The sequence below is a fragment of the Paracoccus aestuariivivens genome, assembly GCF_009711225.1.
Classification (GTDB): domain Bacteria; phylum Pseudomonadota; class Alphaproteobacteria; order Rhodobacterales; family Rhodobacteraceae; genus Paracoccus; species Paracoccus aestuariivivens.
Map to the genome: position 1 here is coordinate 56,135 of NZ_WMIE01000001.1, position 15,317 is coordinate 71,451.

At 62.3% G+C, this 15,317-nt stretch carries 18 protein-coding genes; 10 read left to right on the forward strand and 8 right to left on the reverse strand.

Annotated elements, in window-relative coordinates:
- Window positions 1-63 precede the first annotated feature (63 nt).
- On the forward strand, window positions 64-1,200 hold the full coding sequence (locus GL286_RS00270; RefSeq protein ID WP_155093559.1) for a deoxyguanosinetriphosphate triphosphohydrolase: 1,137 nt from the start codon (window positions 64-66) through the stop codon (window positions 1,198-1,200).
- A 15-nt stretch (window positions 1,201-1,215) separates the two neighbouring features.
- Here GL286_RS00270 and copM read toward each other — a convergent pair whose 3' ends face one another.
- Window positions 1,216-1,578 (reverse strand): CopM family metallochaperone, encoded by a 363-nt coding sequence (copM, locus tag GL286_RS00275; RefSeq protein ID WP_246184788.1) that lies wholly within the window; start codon window positions 1,576-1,578, stop codon window positions 1,216-1,218.
- Between the two features lie 150 nt (window positions 1,579-1,728).
- Here copM and GL286_RS00280 point away from each other — a divergent pair, with 150 nt between their 5' ends.
- Window positions 1,729-2,151 carry an OsmC family protein gene (locus tag GL286_RS00280; protein ID WP_155093560.1) on the forward strand — a complete coding sequence of 141 codons (423 nt, stop codon included), beginning with the start codon at window positions 1,729-1,731 and terminating at the stop codon, window positions 2,149-2,151.
- Window positions 2,152-2,194: 43 nt separating this feature from the next.
- On the opposite strand, the gene GL286_RS00285 is transcribed toward GL286_RS00280, so the two are convergent.
- Together GL286_RS00285 and GL286_RS00290 are read right to left on the reverse strand one after the other, a co-directional pair.
- The gene (locus GL286_RS00285; RefSeq protein WP_155093561.1) at window positions 2,195-3,790 is read right to left on the reverse strand and encodes a peptide chain release factor 3; all 1,596 of its coding nucleotides are present in this window, start codon (window positions 3,788-3,790) and stop codon (window positions 2,195-2,197) included.
- Between the two features lie 32 nt (window positions 3,791-3,822).
- Entirely contained in the window at window positions 3,823-4,572 is a 750-nt protein-coding gene (locus GL286_RS00290; protein WP_155093562.1) for an NAD kinase, read from the reverse strand.
- Between the two features lie 142 nt (window positions 4,573-4,714).
- Between GL286_RS00290 and glyA the strand changes: the two genes are divergently transcribed.
- Window positions 4,715-5,998: a serine hydroxymethyltransferase gene (gene glyA, locus GL286_RS00295; RefSeq protein ID WP_155094476.1), complete on the forward strand. Its 1,284-nt coding sequence runs from the start codon at window positions 4,715-4,717 to the stop codon at window positions 5,996-5,998.
- Window positions 5,999-6,017: 19 nt separating this feature from the next.
- Here the strand turns inward: glyA and GL286_RS00300 are convergent, their stop codons facing one another.
- On the reverse strand, window positions 6,018-6,398 hold the full coding sequence (locus tag GL286_RS00300) for a hypothetical protein (RefSeq protein WP_155093563.1): 381 nt from the start codon (window positions 6,396-6,398) through the stop codon (window positions 6,018-6,020).
- 72 nt (window positions 6,399-6,470) lie between these two features.
- Between GL286_RS00300 and GL286_RS00305 the strand changes: the two genes are divergently transcribed.
- Window positions 6,471-7,241 carry an alpha/beta fold hydrolase gene (locus GL286_RS00305; RefSeq protein WP_155093564.1) on the forward strand — a complete coding sequence of 257 codons (771 nt, stop codon included), beginning with the start codon at window positions 6,471-6,473 and terminating at the stop codon, window positions 7,239-7,241.
- Here GL286_RS00305 and GL286_RS00310 read toward each other — a convergent pair.
- A complete protein-coding gene (locus GL286_RS00310; RefSeq protein WP_155093565.1) occupies window positions 7,238-7,537 on the reverse strand; it encodes a hypothetical protein in 300 nt (99 codons plus the stop codon). The genes GL286_RS00305 and GL286_RS00310 overlap by 4 nt on opposite strands.
- A 168-nt stretch (window positions 7,538-7,705) precedes the next feature.
- Here GL286_RS00310 and GL286_RS00315 point away from each other — a divergent pair, with 168 nt between their 5' ends.
- Window positions 7,706-7,882 (forward strand): entericidin A/B family lipoprotein, encoded by a 177-nt coding sequence (locus GL286_RS00315; RefSeq protein WP_155093566.1) that lies wholly within the window; start codon window positions 7,706-7,708, stop codon window positions 7,880-7,882.
- Window positions 7,883-7,915: 33 nt separating this feature from the next.
- Here the strand turns inward: GL286_RS00315 and lepA are convergent, their stop codons facing one another.
- Window positions 7,916-9,715, reverse strand: a complete 1,800-nt coding sequence (gene lepA / locus GL286_RS00320) for a translation elongation factor 4 (protein ID WP_170294995.1) — start codon at window positions 9,713-9,715, stop codon at window positions 7,916-7,918.
- A gap of 52 nt (window positions 9,716-9,767) precedes the next feature.
- Window positions 9,768-10,676, reverse strand: a complete 909-nt coding sequence (locus GL286_RS00325) for a DMT family transporter (protein ID WP_155093568.1) — start codon at window positions 10,674-10,676, stop codon at window positions 9,768-9,770.
- Between the two features lie 81 nt (window positions 10,677-10,757).
- Here GL286_RS00325 and GL286_RS00330 point away from each other — a divergent pair, with 81 nt between their 5' ends.
- From GL286_RS00330 to GL286_RS00345, 4 genes are all read left to right on the forward strand, one after another.
- Complete coding sequence (locus GL286_RS00330; protein WP_155093569.1) at window positions 10,758-10,943, forward strand: heavy-metal-associated domain-containing protein; 186 nt, start codon at window positions 10,758-10,760, stop codon at window positions 10,941-10,943.
- 152 nt (window positions 10,944-11,095) lie between these two features.
- Window positions 11,096-11,401, forward strand: a complete 306-nt coding sequence (locus GL286_RS00335) for a hypothetical protein (RefSeq protein WP_155093570.1) — start codon at window positions 11,096-11,098, stop codon at window positions 11,399-11,401.
- A gap of 10 nt (window positions 11,402-11,411) precedes the next feature.
- Window positions 11,412-12,092, forward strand: coding sequence for an NAD-dependent deacylase (locus GL286_RS00340; protein ID WP_155093571.1), 681 nt, complete (start codon window positions 11,412-11,414; stop codon window positions 12,090-12,092).
- Between the two features lie 71 nt (window positions 12,093-12,163).
- Window positions 12,164-13,306 carry an alpha-D-ribose 1-methylphosphonate 5-triphosphate diphosphatase gene (locus GL286_RS00345; RefSeq protein ID WP_155093572.1) on the forward strand — a complete coding sequence of 381 codons (1,143 nt, stop codon included), beginning with the start codon at window positions 12,164-12,166 and terminating at the stop codon, window positions 13,304-13,306.
- 177 nt (window positions 13,307-13,483) lie between these two features.
- On the opposite strand, the gene GL286_RS00350 is transcribed toward GL286_RS00345, so the two are convergent.
- Entirely contained in the window at window positions 13,484-13,948 is a 465-nt protein-coding gene (locus tag GL286_RS00350; RefSeq protein WP_155093573.1) for a GatB/YqeY domain-containing protein, read from the reverse strand.
- A 164-nt stretch (window positions 13,949-14,112) separates the two neighbouring features.
- Here GL286_RS00350 and carA point away from each other — a divergent pair, with 164 nt between their 5' ends.
- Window positions 14,113-15,258, forward strand: a complete 1,146-nt coding sequence (gene carA / locus GL286_RS00355; RefSeq protein ID WP_155093574.1) for a glutamine-hydrolyzing carbamoyl-phosphate synthase small subunit — start codon at window positions 14,113-14,115, stop codon at window positions 15,256-15,258.
- Window positions 15,259-15,317: the final 59 nt, after the last annotated feature.

Below are 15,317 nucleotides of genomic sequence, written 5' to 3' on the forward strand. Positions count from 1 at the left end.
TTTCCGTCCTTGAAACTGGAATATAGGCTTCAAGCATAGACCCCGCAAGGAATGCAGATTGATATGACGGCCCCTTTTGCCTGCCAGCCCGAAGAAAGCCGCGGCCGACACTGGCCCGAGCGCATGTCCACCTTCCGCAGCCCGTGGCAGCGCGACCGTGACCGGATCATCCATTCCAGCGCCTTCCGCCGCCTCAAGCACAAGACGCAGGTCTTCGTCGAGCATGAGGGCGACTACTACCGCACCCGCCTGACCCATACGATCGAGGTGGCGCAGGTCGCTCGCACCATCGCGGGCGTCCTTGGCCTGAACGCCGATCTGGCCGAGACTGTGGCACTGGCCCATGATCTTGGCCACCCGCCCTTCGGCCATACCGGAGAGGACGCGCTGGCCGCGCTGATGCAGCCCTATGGCGGTTTCGATCATAACGCGCAGGCGCTGCGGATCGTCACCAAGCTTGAACGGCACTACGCCGATTTCGACGGGCTGAACCTGACTTGGGAAAGTCTGGAGGGCATCGCCAAGCATAACGGTCCTGTCACCGGCCCCCTGCCCTATGCCTTGGCCGATGTGAACGCCGAATGGGATCTGGAACTACACACCAATGCCAGCGCCGAGGCACAGGTCGCCGCCGTCGCCGATGACGTGGCCTATAATCACCACGACCTGCATGACGGGCTGCGCGCCGGTTTGTTCACCGAGGAAGACCTGTCTCAACTGCCCGTCGTCGGCGAAGCCTTTGCCGAGGTTGACCGGCTGCATCCCGGCCTTGATGCCATGCGCCGCCGTCACGAGGCCCTGCGCCGTGTTTTCGGTGTCATGGTCGAGGACGTCATCGCCGTCGCCCAGAACCGCCTGACCAGCCTTCAGCCGCAAAGCGCACAGGATATCCGCGCCATGGAGGGGCCGATCATCCGCTTCTCGAAGCCGCTGTACCAGAATCTCAAGGCGATCAAGCTGTTCTTGTTCCAGCACATGTACCGCGCGCCCTCGGTCGTGGTCGAACGGAAGCGGGTGACCGAGATGCTGAACGGCCTGTTCCCCCTGTTCCTGCACGATCCTTCGAAAATGCCCGAGCATTGGTGTGCCGCCGCCGAAATCGCGCCCGACGAAACCGCCCGCGCCCGCATCGTTCTGGATTACGTCGCGGGAATGACCGACCGCTTTGCCATCGCCGAGGCCGACCGGCTACTGGCCTAAGCACCTTAACGAGGGTCAGTTCGGCTTATCGTGCTGATCGAGCCATTTTTGCATGAGCTCGATTTCGGCCTGTTGGGTGGCGATGACCTCGGTCGCGAGTTTGCGAACCTCGGGGTCTTGGGCCTGTTCCAAGGCGACCCTGGCCATGTCGATAGCACCCTGATGGTGCGGAATCATGCCCCGCATGAAGTCGATATCGGCATCGCCAGTATACTCGATGGCCATATCCTGATGCATCTTGTCCATCGCCTGCATGTACCCCTCGGTCGAGGCGGGAGACGGGCCATGATCCATTGCCGAATGGGTGGCGTGGTCCTGAGCACCCGCAGGAACCGCAACCAGCGCGGCAAACGCACAGGCAAGGATAGAATGTCGCAAAATTTCACCTCCTCCATTGTCGCGGTTTATCAAGCCGTAACATGCGCGGTTCGACAAATGACTTATCCGTCAGTGCCTGCGCCAACGCTGTGAACCATAGCGGGGCATGGTGCGTTAGGGCACGGAACTCAGCCATGAAGGAGACAGAGAATGATCGTCAATTCCGGCTCAGCGAAATGGGAAGGCGGCCTCAAGGACGGCAAGGGCTATATCTCCACCAAGTCGGGTGTGCTTTCGGACCAGCCCTATGGCTTCAACACCCGCTTTGAAGGCAAACCCGGCACCAATCCCGAAGAACTGATCGGTGCGGCACACGCTGCGTGCTTCAGCATGGCGCTGTCGATGATCCTGCAAGGGGCCGGCGTGACCGACGTCACCATCGAGACCACCTCGCAGATCGGTCTGGACAAGGATGGCGACGGTTTCTCGATCAAGACCGCCCATCTGGTCACCAAGATCTCGGGCAATGGCGATGCTGCCGTGATCGAGGATTGTGCCCGCAAGGCCGAAAAAGGCTGTCCGGTCAGCAAGGTGCTGAATGCGGAAGTGACTCTGGATGTGACGGTCGTCTAGATCGCACATTGCAAAACGGCGCCCATCGGGCGCCGTCTTTGGTTCAGATCATCATTTCCTTGGTCGCCGTCAGCTTCAGCTCGGGATGATCGCGCTGAACGCGGTCGATGTCCCATTGCAGACGGGTCAGATAGACCAGATCGCCATCATGGTCCTGCGCCATATGGCCTTTATTGGCATTGGCGAACTTCTCGACGTCGTCCTTCGGCCCCGCAACCCAGCGCGCGCTGGTGAATTGCGAGGATTCGAACCGCACCGGCAAGCCGTATTCGATCTCGATCCGGCTGGCCAGAACCTCGAATTGCAGCGCGCCGACGACGCCGACGATGAAGCCCGAGCCGATCATCGGCTTGAAGACTTTCGCGGCACCTTCCTCGGCGAATTGCATCAGCGCCTTTTCAAGGTGCTTGGCCTTCATCGGATCGCCCGCACGGACGGTCTGCAGCAGTTCCGGCGCGAAGCTCGGGATGCCGGTGAAGCGCAACCCTTCGCCCTCGGTCAGGGCGTCGCCGATGCGAAGCTGGCCGTGGTTCGGGATGCCGATGATGTCGCCGGCCCATGCTTCCTCGGCCAATTCACGATCGGCGGCAAGGAACAGGACCGGGTTCGATACGGCCATCGGTTTTTTCGACCGGACATGCAGCAGTTTCATGCCGCGTTCGAAATGCCCCGAGGCCAGACGCACGAAAGCCACGCGGTCGCGGTGCTTGGGGTCCATATTGGCCTGCACCTTGAAGACGAAGCCGGTGACCGCCTTCTCGTCGGGGCTGATCTGGCGTTCGGCCGCGTTTTGCGGCTGCGGTTCGGGGCCGAATTCGCCGATGCCGGTCATCAATTCCTTGACGCCAAAGCTGTTGATCGCCGAACCGAACCAGATCGGGGTCATATGCCCCTCAAGGAAGGACTGGCGGTCGAAGGCGGGCAGCAACTCGCGCACCATTTCCAGTTCCTCGCGCAGCTTCGCGAGCAGGTCGGCGGGAACGTGATCGGCCAGTTTCGGATCGTCGAGGCCCGAGATCTGCACCGTCTCCGCGACCTTGTTGCGGTCGGCGCGGTCCATGATCTCCAGCCGGTCATTCAGCAGGTCGTAAGCGCCGATGAAATCGCGGCCCATGCCGATCGGCCAAGACACCGGAGCCACGTCGATGGCAAGATTTTCCTGAATCTCGTCGATGATCTCGAAGGTGTCGCGGGATTCGCGGTCCATCTTGTTACAGAAGGTCAGGATCGGCAGGTCGCGCAAACGACAGACCTCGAACAGCTTGCGGGTCTGGCTTTCGACGCCTTTCGCGCCGTCGATCACCATGATCGCGGCGTCCACGGCGGTCAGCGTCCGGTAGGTGTCTTCCGAGAAATCGCTGTGGCCGGGTGTGTCGACGAGATTGAACAGATATTTGTCGAACTCGAAGCTCATGGCCGATGCCGAGACCGAGATTCCGCGGTCCTGCTCCATCTTCATGAAGTCCGAGCGCGTGCGCCGCGCCTCGCCCTTGGCGCGGACCTGACCGGCCATCTGGATCGCCCCGCCGAACAGCAGGAACTTTTCGGTCAGCGTGGTCTTACCGGCGTCCGGATGCGAGATGATCGCGAAAGTCCGGCGGCGGGCGATTTCGGGCGGAAGGACGGGTTGGTTGCTCATGTCCGGCCCTTTACCGCGCCGGACGGGCAGCCTCAAACGAATTGTTCACGCATCAGCCGTTCATCCAGCCCGTGGCCCGGATCGAACAGCAACGTATGATGGATCGAGGTCTCGGACCGGATCTCGACCCACAGGACCGAGTCGACACCGCGCGAATCGGCATCGGCCATGACCGGACGCTTGTCGGGCTCCAGCACGTCGAAGCGCAGCGTGGCGGATTTGGGCAGAATCGCCCCGCGCCAGCGGCGGGGACGGAAAGCCGCGATTGCGGTCAGCGCCAACACGTCCGAACCGAGCGGCAGGATCGGACCATTGGCCGAATAGTTATAGGCCGTCGAACCGGCAGGGGTGCACAACAGCGCGCCATCACAGACAAGTTCCTCCATCCGGACCCGCCCGTTCACCGACAGGCGCAGCCGCGCGGCTTGCGGACCGGCACGCAGCAGGCTGACCTCGTTGATGGCCAAGGCGCAATGCTCGTGACCATCGGTAGTGCCTGCGGTCATCGCCAAAGGATGGGTTCGGGTTTCCTCGGCGGCGGTGATCCGCGCGGGCAGGTCATCTTCCGAATAGGGGTTCATCAGGAACCCGATGGTGCCGCGATTCATCCCGTAGACCGGCAGGCCGCGGTTCTGATGCATGACGTTCAGCATCAGACCGTCACCGCCAAGGGCGACGATGACCTCTGCCTCGCGCAGGGGTACCTGACCATAACGCGCGGTCAGAACTTCGCCAGCGGTCGAGGCGGTCTCGGTGCTGCTTGAAATGAAATGAATCTTCATGGCCGCCATCATGGCGCGGGATCGGTCGGGCGCAAGCCCGTTCGTGACATGGAATATCTACCGCCGTGGCGTCGCATCCATCCTAGCGGGGCGAAACAAAAGGGGCTATGAGGCCCGCAACCATGCTGCACATGAGGACCAGATGACCGATACCGGATTCTTCACCGAGACGCTGGACAGCCGCGATCCCGAAATCTTTGGCGCCATCCGCAAGGAACTGGGCCGCCAGCGCGACGAGATCGAACTGATCGCGTCGGAGAACATCGTCTCCAAGGCGGTGCTGGAGGCACAGGGCTCGGTCCTGACCAACAAATATGCCGAGGGCTATCCGGGCAAGCGCTACTACGGCGGGTGCCAATATGTCGACATCGCCGAAAACCTGGCGATCGAGCGCGCGAAGCAGCTGTTCGGCTGTGAATTCGCCAACGTTCAGCCGAACTCGGGCTCGCAGATGAACCAGGCCGTGTTCCTGGCGCTGCTGCAGCCGGGCGACACCTTCATGGGCCTCGACCTGAATTCGGGCGGCCACCTGACCCACGGCTCGCCGGTGAACATGTCGGGCAAATGGTTCAACGTCGTCAGCTACGGCGTGCGTCAGCAGGACCAGCTGCTGGACATGGACGACATCCGCAAAAAGGCACTTGAGAACAAGCCCAAGCTGATCGTTGCGGGCGGCACCGCCTATAGCCGCGTCTGGGATTGGGCCGAATTCCGCGCCATTGCGGATGAAGTCGGCGCATATCTGATGGTGGACATGGCCCATATCGCGGGTCTGGTCGCCGGTGGCCAGCACCCCTCGCCGCTGCCCCATGCCCATGTCGTGACCACCACGACCCACAAATCGCTGCGCGGCCCGCGTGGCGGCATGGTGCTGACCAACGACGCCGATATCGCGAAAAAGATCAACTCGGCGGTCTTCCCCGGGTTGCAAGGCGGCCCGCTGATGCATGTGATCGCCGCGAAAGCCGTGGCCTTTGGCGAGGCGCTGCGTCCCGAGTTCCAGGACTACGCAGCCCAAATCGTCAAGAACGCCAAGGCCATGGCCGATGAGCTGATGAAGGGCGGCATCGACATCGTTTCGGGCGGCACCGACAACCACTTGTGCTTGGCCGACCTGCGTCCGAAAGGCGTGACCGGCAAAGCGACCGAGGCGGCCTTGGGTCGTGCCCACATCACCTGCAACAAGAACGGCGTGCCGTTCGATCCGGAAAAACCCTTCGTGACCTCGGGCATCCGTCTGGGCGCACCCGCAGGCACCACCCGCGGCTTCAAGGAAGAAGAGTTCCGTCAGATCGCTCGCTGGATCGTCGAAGTCGTCGACGGCCTTGCCGCCAATGGCGAGGAAGGCAATGCCGAAGTCGAAGCCAAGGTGAAGGCCGAGGTGGAGGCGCTTTGCGGCAAGTTCCCGCTTTACGCCGACCTCTAACCACAACGATTGCGCGGGTTCACATGAGCCCGCGCAACGTCACCACCCAGACGATGATCGCGCCCAGCACCATCAGGCCAAGGATCACGCTCGCGGTCACACCGACCACACCCCCCCGAAAACGCGCGCCCTGCCCCAACGGTCGCAAATAATGCGTCAACGCATGGTGCGCCTGATCGAGCTTCTGGAAATCGACCTGACGCGCCAGCTTGGGATGTCCCGCCATACGATCCGCTTTTGCCAGCAGGATCGCGTCGCGACGCAGCTTTCGCGGCAAAGCGCCCCCGCGCCGTCTGAGCATCTGCTCAAGGTCGGCGTAGTGACCGCGCCGCAGCCCTCCGTAGCGGGCTGCCATCAGGCTTGCCACTTCATCTGCCATTGGCCGGATTTTCTCGATCATCCTTGCCCTCACTTCTTTTGTCCAAGGCTACCGCCTCTGGCGGTTTTTCGCCAGTGCCGCTAGGGTGCCGCCATGATGCTGAACATGACTGTGACCGGAGAGGATTCGACCCAAGCCCCCGTGCTTCTGGCACATGGGCTGTTCGGATCGGGCAAGAACCTTGGCGGGCTGGCACGCAGGCTGGCCGAGACACGACGCGTGATCTCGGTCGACATGCGCAACCATGGCGACACTTTCCATGACGCCGACCACAGCTACGCTGCCTTGGCGGGCGATCTGGCGGAAATCATCCGCGCCGAGGGCGGCCAAGCCGATGTGCTGGGCCATTCCATGGGCGGCAAGGCCGCGATGATGCTGGCGCTGAACCATCCCGACCAGGTGCGCCGCCTTGCGGTTCTGGACATCGCGCCCTTTGCCTATGGCCATACGCAGACGCCCCTTATCGACGCGATGGAGGCGGTGGACCTGACCGACCTCAAGCTGCGCTCGGAAGCCGACCGCCGCCTTGCAGAGCACATCCCGCAGGCCAGTGTCCGCGCCTTCCTGCTGCAATCGCTGGACCTGAAATCCGACCCGCCGCGCTGGAAGTTCAACTTGCCGACCCTGCGCGAACAGATGCCGACCTTGGTCAGTTGGCCCTCGGACGCGCCGAAAGCGACATTCGACGGCCCGATCTTGGTTCTGGCCGGAGCCGAATCCGACTATGTCCGCGAGCCTCAAGTCGAGGCGATCCGCGCGCATTTCCCGCAGGCGAAGATCAAGTTCCTTGCCGGAGCCGGTCACTGGCTCCATGCCGACCGGCCCATCGAAGTGGCCGAGGCTGTTGCGAGCTTCTTCGGCTAACAGTCCAGATCCACCCTGCCCTCGCCCGTATCTCGCGGTATACGCGAGGTCAGGCTGTTCGGGATGGCGCGACAACCGCTGGCCTGCGCTGCCGCCTGCATCATCAGATCCGGCACCCGCACGCGATTCTTGCGGGAAAGATAGCCTAGCCGGATCACCTCGGCCTCGGTTTCCTTGACGAAGACCGCAAAGCGTATCCCCTCCAGTTCGACCTCATGCTTCGTCGCGCCAAAAAACTGCGGGGCGGGTGAAGCACAAGAAGCGAGAATCAATAGCGAGAGGATCATGAGGCGCATGGCGACAGGCTGCGCAACAAGGGTTAAGAAAGCCCTAACACCCCCGCAGATCGGCAATCTTCCGCCCAAGCGCCCTGTTCTCGCGCGGCTGTGAGCGGTGATCGGGAAAAACCTGCCCTAGTCTTGCGCGCAACAAACAAACGAGCAGTCAACGACAAGGAGCAAACAATGCGCCGTCTTCTTCCCCTCGCGCCGGTTCTGGCGGTGATGGCCCTTTCCGCTTGCGAAACCATGCAAGGTGCGGGCCGCGACATGCAGACCGCGGGCGCCCTGCTGACCGATCAGGCCGCAACCAGCCAGACCCAGATGGGCCAGCAGCCCTACCAGACGCCCAGCCCATACTGACCAACAGAAAGGGCGCCCGAGGGCGCCCTTGTCTTAGTTGTCCATCTTGAGCGCCTGAATGAAGGCGGTCTGCGGGATCTCGACCTTGCCGAACTGCCGCATCTTTTTCTTACCGGCCTTCTGCTTTTCCAGCAGCTTCTTCTTCCGCGTGGCGTCGCCGCCATAGCATTTCGCGGTCACGTCCTTGCGCATCGCCGACAGCGTTTCGCGCGCGATCACGCGGCTGCCGATGGCGGCCTGGATCGGGATCTTGAACATGTGGCGCGGGATCAGCTCTTTCAGCTTCTCGACCATGACGCGGCCACGGCTTTCGGCGCGGTCGCGGTGGACCATGATCGACAGCGCATCGACCGGCTCATCGTTCACAAGGATCGACATCTTGACCAGAAAATCCTCGCGATATTCGCTGATCTGGTAGTCGAAGGACGCATAGCCCTTGGTCACCGATTTCAACCGGTCGTAGAAGTCAAAGACCACTTCGGCCAGCGGCAGGTCATAGACCACCATTGCGCGGTTGCCGGCATAGGTCAGGTCCATCTGGATGCCGCGACGGTCTTGGCACAGCTTCAGCACATCGCCCAGATATTCGTCCGGGACCATGATCGTGGCCTTGATGCGCGGTTCCTGGATATGGTCGACATAGGTCAGATCGGGCATGTCGGCGGGGTTGTGCAGGTCGCGCACTTCGCCGTCCTTCATATGCAGCTTGAACACAACAGACGGCGCGGTGGTGATCAGGTCCAGATCATATTCGCGTTCCAGACGGTCGCGGATGACCTCGAGGTGCAGCAGGCCAAGGAAGCCGCAGCGGAAGCCGAAGCCGAGCGCTGCCGAGGTCTCCATCTCGTAGCTGAAGGACGCGTCGTTCAGCGCGAGCTTTTCGATCGCGTCGCGGAGCGCCTCGAAGTCGTTGGCATCGACCGGGAACAGGCCGCAGAACACGACGGGCTGGGCGGGTTTGAAGCCCGGCAGTGGCGTGTCGGTGCCCTTTTTCTCATGCGTGATGGTGTCGCCGACGCGGGTGTCGCGGACCTGCTTGATCGAGGCAGTCAGAACGCCGATCTCACCCGGCCCGAGTTCCGCGATATCGACCATCGCGGGTTTCAGGACTGCCAGCTTGTCGATGCCGTAGATCGCGCCGGTCTGCATCATCTTGACGCGATCGCCCTTGCGGATCACCCCGTCCATGACGCGGATCATGACGACAACGCCCAGATAGGCGTCATACCAGCTATCGACCAGCATGGCTTTCAGCGGCGCGTTGCGGTCGCCTTTCGGCGCGGGCAGGCGCGTCACGATGGCCTCCAAAACGTCCGGGATGCCAAGGCCGGTCTTGGCCGAAATCTCGATGGCGTCATGGGCGTCGATGCCGATCACGTCCTCGATGTTTTCCTTGACGCGGTCCGGCTCGGCGGCGGGCAGGTCGATCTTGTTCAGGACCGGCACGATGTCGTGGCCGGCGTCAATCGCCTGATAGACGTTCGCAAGCGTCTGCGCCTCGACGCCTTGCGAGGCATCGACGACCAGCAACGAACCCTCGACCGCGCGCATCGAGCGGCTGACCTCATAGGCGAAGTCGACGTGGCCGGGGGTGTCGATCAGGTTCAGGACATAGGTCTTGCCGTCCTTTGCCGGATATTCGATGCGCACGGTGTTCGCCTTGATGGTGATGCCGCGTTCACGTTCGATATCCATGCTGTCAAGCAGCTGGGCCTTCATGTCCCGTTCTGCGACCGTACCCGTCATCTGGATCAGGCGATCGGCCAAGGTGGATTTGCCGTGGTCGATATGGGCCACGATCGAGAAATTGCGGATGAGATCAAGGTCGGTCATGGCGCGGCTATACATTCGGAAACGGGTTGCGGGAAGGGGGAACGCGCGGGGGTCAGTCGCGCAGCGGAACGAACCCAGCGGCACGAAGCTGCTGGCGACGCAGAAGCGCCTCGCGCCACATGGCATAGCAGCCCGAGCCGACGATCAGCGCAGCACCGGTCATGGTCAGGGAATCGGGCCGTTCGCCAAAGACGATGACGGCCAAAGTCAGCGCAAACACCAGACGCGCGTAGCGGAACGGCGCAAGCGCCGCGGCCTCGCCCAGACGGGTCGCGGTGACAAGCAGTGCATATCCCGCTACGCCAACGGCAAGGCAGCCGACGAAAAGCAGGCATTGGCGCGGGTCGGGCATGACGAAGCTTTGCCCCAGAACGATGCCCATCGCAATCGAGGCGAGGAAGATCGCAAAGAACGCCGATGCCGCCAGTTGCAGCGACTGGACATGCGCGGGAATGCGCCGCGTCACCAGATCGCGCGCGGCAAGGCCAACTACGGCAACCAGCGCCATCAGCGATGCGGGTTCGAAATCGCCAAGCCCCGGACGCAGCACCAAAAGCACGCCGAAGAAACCGATGCCGATCGCCGTCCAGCGCCGCCAGCCGACTGGCTCGCCCAGAAACACCGCCGCCCCCAGCACCAGCGCCAGCGGCAGCGCCTGCATGATCGCGGCGGTCGAGGACATCTCGGTCAGGGCCAAGGCCACCACGATCCCGATAGACCCCACGACCTCGGCAAAATTGCGCAGCATGATTTGCGGGCGCAGCAGGTCGCGGGTCCATAGCCTGCCGCCCTGCATGCGCAGGATGGTCCAGAAGCACAACCAGCCGAGCAGACCGATGAAGCCCAGAACCTCGGCAAAAGGCAGCTCCTCGGACAGCAGCTTGATGAACATGTCCTCGACGGCGAACAACACCATCGAGACAAGCATGAGCATCGCCGCACGAAAATTCTCGCCGCCCATCGGACCGGACCTCAATTGTAGGAATTGCAGGCATTGCCATATGACGCGATGATCTGGCGGTCCAGCCAGAAAGGATAGCGGATGAGGTTCCACGTCGAAGATATGAGCTGCGGCCACTGCACCGCCACAATCGAACGGGCCGTCGCGCAGGCTGGCGGTCGCGCAACGACCGATTTGACGACCCATACCGTCGAAATCGAAGGGCTGGACAAGCTTCAGGCCGAGCAGGTGATTCGCAACGCCGGATACACGCCCAAGGCCACTTGATCGCATATCTTGCGGCCGGTTTCCTCCACTCTGCCAGAACTGGCCTTCGCACCGCGATTGAGCAAAACCACGGTTTCTGCTACCGTCCTGAGAATATAACGCGGCCTTGTGAGGGTGTTCAGCCCCGTCGCATTAGCTCCGAGGAGACAGTGATGTTGAACCGCTTGATCATCGCAGCGGCTGCAATCGCATTGACCACCCCGCTAGCGGTTGCCGGTCCGATCGATTCTGCCTGCGCCAAATCTGAACGAAGCGCCCGCAACGGTCGCCTTTGCGGCTGTATCCAGCAGGTGGCCGACCAGACGTTGTCGCGTTCTGACCAGCGCCGCGCCGCCCGCTTCTTCCGCGATGCAGATGAGGCCCAGTCGGTGCGTATGTCGAATAGCGACGCCGACAACGCCTTCTGGGCGCGTTACACACGGTTCGCCGCCACCGCAGAGGCCTATTGCTCACGCTGATCCGTCAGCCATGCGCATTGCCATTCTGACCGGTGCCGGAATATCGGCCGAAAGCGGGATCCGGACCTTTCGGGCCTCGGACGGGCTGTGGGAAGAACACCGTATCGAAGACGTCGCCACCCCCGAAGGGTTCCAGCGCGACCCCGTGTTGGTGCACCGCTTCTACAATATGCGTCGCGCCGATGCCGCGCGCGCCCAGCCGAATGCGGCGCATCAGGCTTTGGCCCGATTGGCCCGACACCATCAGGTCACGCTGATCACCCAGAATGTCGATGACCTGCACGAGCGCGGTGGCTCGCATGATGTCATCCATATGCATGGCTCGCTGCTTGGCGCGCTTTGCGCATCTTGTGGCCATCGCTGGCCCGCGCCTTTGACGATGCGTTGGCTCGACGCTTGTCCCCATTGCGGCGATGCCACGACCCGACCTGATATCGTCTGGTTCGGAGAGATGCCCTACCATATGGAAACCATCTGGCACGCCGTCGAAACCGCCGAGATATTCGCCGCCATCGGAACCTCGGGGCAAGTCTATCCGGCGGCGGGCCTTGCGCAGCACGCGCGACGGTCTGGCGCCCGCACGGTCGAACTGAACCTTGCCGGATCTGCTGTCAGCCGCGATTTCGACGAACATCGGATCGGAGCCGCGACGCAAACCGTTCCGGCATGGGTGACGGAACTCGGTGCCTGAGCATGCGGGCGGAGCTTGACGATGGCAGCGCAATCCTTCACCCCTTTGCGTTCCCGACCTGAAAGTTACCGATGCGCCAGATCGTTCTTGCCAATGCCCGCCTGATCCTTCCCGGTGCAGTCCTGGATGGCGCACTGACCATCGAGGATGGCTTGATCGCCGACATTAGTGCCGGAGAGACAGTACCCGCAGGCGCTATCGACATGCATGGCGATTATCTTGCCCCCGGCATGATCGAACTGCACACCGACAATCTGGAACGCCACATCCGCCCTCGTCCGGGGGTCGACTGGCCGCATGCCAGCGCGATCATCGCCCATGACGCTGAGCTTGCCGGCTGCGGGATCACCACGGTTTTCGACGCCATGCGGGTTGGGTCGGTCGTCAGTGACGGGCCGGATCAGGATTACGAGAAATATGCCCGCGAACTGGCGCATGAACTGATCCAGCTGCGCGGCGAAGGCGCGCTGCGCATCAGCCACCTGCTGCATTTGCGTGCCGAGGTCTGTTCGGAAACCCTGATCGCCGAACTGGACGAATTCGGCCCCGATGATCGCGTCGGCATCATCAGCCTGATGGACCACACGCCGGGCCAGCGCCAGTTCCGCGACATCTCCAAACTCGCCCAGTACGTGCAGGGTCGCTACAAACTGTCCGACGCCGAGTTCGACGAGCACGTCTTCCGCATGAAGGCCCTGCGTGACCGTTTCGGCGACGCCCATGAGGAAGCCGCCGTCGCGGTTTCCCGTCGCCTTGGCGCGACCCTTGCCAGCCATGACGACACCACCGCCGATCACGTCGCGCGCTCGGCCGCGCACGGTGTCCGCCTGGCCGAATTTCCCACGACATCCGAGGCCGCAAGCGCCTGCCATGATCACGGAATCATGGTGATGATGGGCGCGCCGAACCTGATCCGCGGCGGTTCACATTCGGGCAATGTCTCGGCGGCGGAATTGGCGCGGTCGGGTCATCTGGACATCCTGTCCTCGGACTACGTTCCTGCTGGCCTGATCGGAGGGGCGATGATCCTTGCCAATATCTGGGATGATCTTCCCCGCGCCATAGCCACGGTCACGGCAAATCCCGCCAAGGCCGCAGGGCTTGCCGATCGCGGCTGCCTGCAACAGGGATTGCGCGCCGATCTGATGCGGTTCCGCTTGGTGGCGGGCCGCCCTGTCATACGTGAAACATGGGTGCGCGGCGCTCGGGTCTAAAACGCTTGCGTTTGATCTGAATCAAGTGAATCACGCGATTCGCCTGCTATTCAGCGCCCTTGCCTAATACGGGTGAACATTATTCACCCCGCCTGATGAACCGGATCTGAGGGGGTTCGGGCAACAGGGAGGGCGAGGTTCGGCCTCGCCCTCGGCATGCCCGTCCTGAAGGGTGGCTCAGGCCATCAGCCGGTCTTTGACCATCGGTCCAACCGCTCCGAAATCCATCTGCCCAGCGAAGCGGGTCCGCAACTCGGCCATGACACGACCCATATCGCGAATGGATTCGGCACCCAGATCAGCGATCACCTTGGCGATGGCCGCACTGGTTTCCTGCTCCGAAAGCTGGCGTGGCAGGTAAGACTGGATGATCTTGATCTCGTCCTGCTCGCGCTCGGCCAGTTCCAGACGACCGCCTTCTTCATAGGCTTTTGCCGATTCCTGACGTTGCTTGACCATCTTCGACAGAATCGCGGTCAGATCGGCATCGCTCAGGCCGGCATCGTCGCCACCTTCGCTGCGTGCCGCGATCTCACGATCCTTGATCGCGGCCGAAATCAGCCGCAGAGTCGACAGTCGGGCCGTTTCCTTGGCCTTCATCGCCTCTTTGGTGTCTGCCGTGATACGTTCGCGCAATCCCATGTGATCCTCGCTCAATGAATGAACCGGCGCTTGTCTTCGGCTTCGCACCCCGCGTCAACCCGTCGCGGAGCGTCACGGTTCCGCGTATCATGGCTAACGTTCCAGCCTTGACGCGACGGGTCGCTAACCCTAGGTTCCCGCCGATTTACCCGGAGAGAGTGACGATGGCCCAGAAACCGACCGCATGTCTTGCACTTGCCGACGGCACCGTATTCTACGGACAGGGCTTCGGCGCTACCGGAGAAGTGGTTGCCGAGCTGGTCTTCAACACCGCGATGACCGGCTATCAAGAGATCATGACTGATCCTTCTTATGCAAGCCAGATTGTAACCTTCACCTTCCCCCATATCGGCAATACCGGTGTCACCACGCAGGATGACGAAGCTTCCGAGCCCGTCGCCTCGGGGATCGTGGTCAAATGGGATCCGACCGAACCGTCCAGCTGGCGCGCGAACAGCAACCTGATCTCATGGATGGAAAAGCGCGGCCGCCTCGGCATCGGCGGGATCGACACCCGCCGCCTGACCCGCGCCATCCGCCAGCAGGGTTCGCCCCATGTCGTCTTGGCCCATGATCCCGAAGGCAGTTTCGACATCGCCAAAATGGTCGCCAAGGCGCGCGACTGGAAAGGTCTTGTAGGTCTTGATCTGGCCAAAGAAGTGACCTGCGCCCAAAGCTACCGCTGGGACGAAGGTCTGTGGTCCTGGCCGGGCGCGTTCGGCAAGTCGGACCAGCCCAAGCCCTTCCGCGTGGTTGCGATCGATTACGGCGCGAAACGCAATATCCTGCGCTCGCTGGCACAAAGCGGTGCCGAAGTGACGGTTCTGCCCGCCACCGCCACCGCCGAGGACGTTCTCGCGCATAATCCCGAAGGCGTTTTCCTGTCGAACGGACCGGGCGATCCGGCCGCGACCGGTGCTTACGCTGTGCCGATGATCCAGACTCTGCTGGAAAAGGATTTGCCGATTTTCGGTATCTGCCTTGGCCACCAGATGCTGGCGCTGGCACTGGGTGCGAAGACGGTGAAGATGGGCCACGGCCATCACGGCGCAAACCATCCGGTGCGCGACGTCGAAACCGGCAAGGTCGAGATCACCTCGATGAACCACGGTTTCGCGGTTGATGCCCAGACCCTGCCGGAAGGCGTGATCGAGACCCATGTCAGCCTGTTCGACGGCTCGAACTGCGGTCTGCGCATGACCAAGCGTCCGGTGTTCTCGGTCCAACACCACCCCGAAGCCAGCCCGGGCCCGCAGGACAGCGCCTATCTGTTCGACCGTTTCGCAGACGCGATGCGCGCGCGCCGCTGATCCCGCACCGCCGGTTTAACCCGTTCTTAACCCTCTTCCTTCACAGAAGGAGCGGGCAG

Coding starts and splice junctions, on each gene's coding strand:
- GL286_RS00335 (WP_155093570.1), top strand. CDS start 11,096: ATGTTGAACCGCTTGATCATCGCAGCGGCTGCAATCGCATTGACCACC.
- GL286_RS00300 (WP_155093563.1), bottom strand. CDS start 6,398: ATGATCGAGAAAATCCGGCCAATGGCAGATGAAGTGGCAAGCCTGATG.
- GL286_RS00280 (WP_155093560.1), top strand. CDS start 1,729: ATGATCGTCAATTCCGGCTCAGCGAAATGGGAAGGCGGCCTCAAGGAC.
- GL286_RS00350 (WP_155093573.1), bottom strand. CDS start 13,948: ATGGGATTGCGCGAACGTATCACGGCAGACACCAAAGAGGCGATGAAG.
- carA (WP_155093574.1), top strand. CDS start 14,113: ATGGCCCAGAAACCGACCGCATGTCTTGCACTTGCCGACGGCACCGTA.
- GL286_RS00290 (WP_155093562.1), bottom strand. CDS start 4,572: ATGAAGATTCATTTCATTTCAAGCAGCACCGAGACCGCCTCGACCGCT.
- GL286_RS00270 (WP_155093559.1), top strand. CDS start 64: ATGACGGCCCCTTTTGCCTGCCAGCCCGAAGAAAGCCGCGGCCGACAC.
- GL286_RS00340 (WP_155093571.1), top strand. CDS start 11,412: ATGCGCATTGCCATTCTGACCGGTGCCGGAATATCGGCCGAAAGCGGG.
- lepA (WP_170294995.1), bottom strand. CDS start 9,715: ATGACCGACCTTGATCTCATCCGCAATTTCTCGATCGTGGCCCATATC.
- GL286_RS00315 (WP_155093566.1), top strand. CDS start 7,706: ATGCGCCGTCTTCTTCCCCTCGCGCCGGTTCTGGCGGTGATGGCCCTT.
- GL286_RS00330 (WP_155093569.1), top strand. CDS start 10,758: ATGAGGTTCCACGTCGAAGATATGAGCTGCGGCCACTGCACCGCCACA.
- GL286_RS00345 (WP_155093572.1), top strand. CDS start 12,164: ATGCGCCAGATCGTTCTTGCCAATGCCCGCCTGATCCTTCCCGGTGCA.
- GL286_RS00310 (WP_155093565.1), bottom strand. CDS start 7,537: ATGCGCCTCATGATCCTCTCGCTATTGATTCTCGCTTCTTGTGCTTCA.
- GL286_RS00285 (WP_155093561.1), bottom strand. CDS start 3,790: ATGAGCAACCAACCCGTCCTTCCGCCCGAAATCGCCCGCCGCCGGACT.
- GL286_RS00325 (WP_155093568.1), bottom strand. CDS start 10,676: ATGGGCGGCGAGAATTTTCGTGCGGCGATGCTCATGCTTGTCTCGATG.
- glyA (WP_155094476.1), top strand. CDS start 4,715: ATGACCGATACCGGATTCTTCACCGAGACGCTGGACAGCCGCGATCCC.
- GL286_RS00305 (WP_155093564.1), top strand. CDS start 6,471: ATGATGCTGAACATGACTGTGACCGGAGAGGATTCGACCCAAGCCCCC.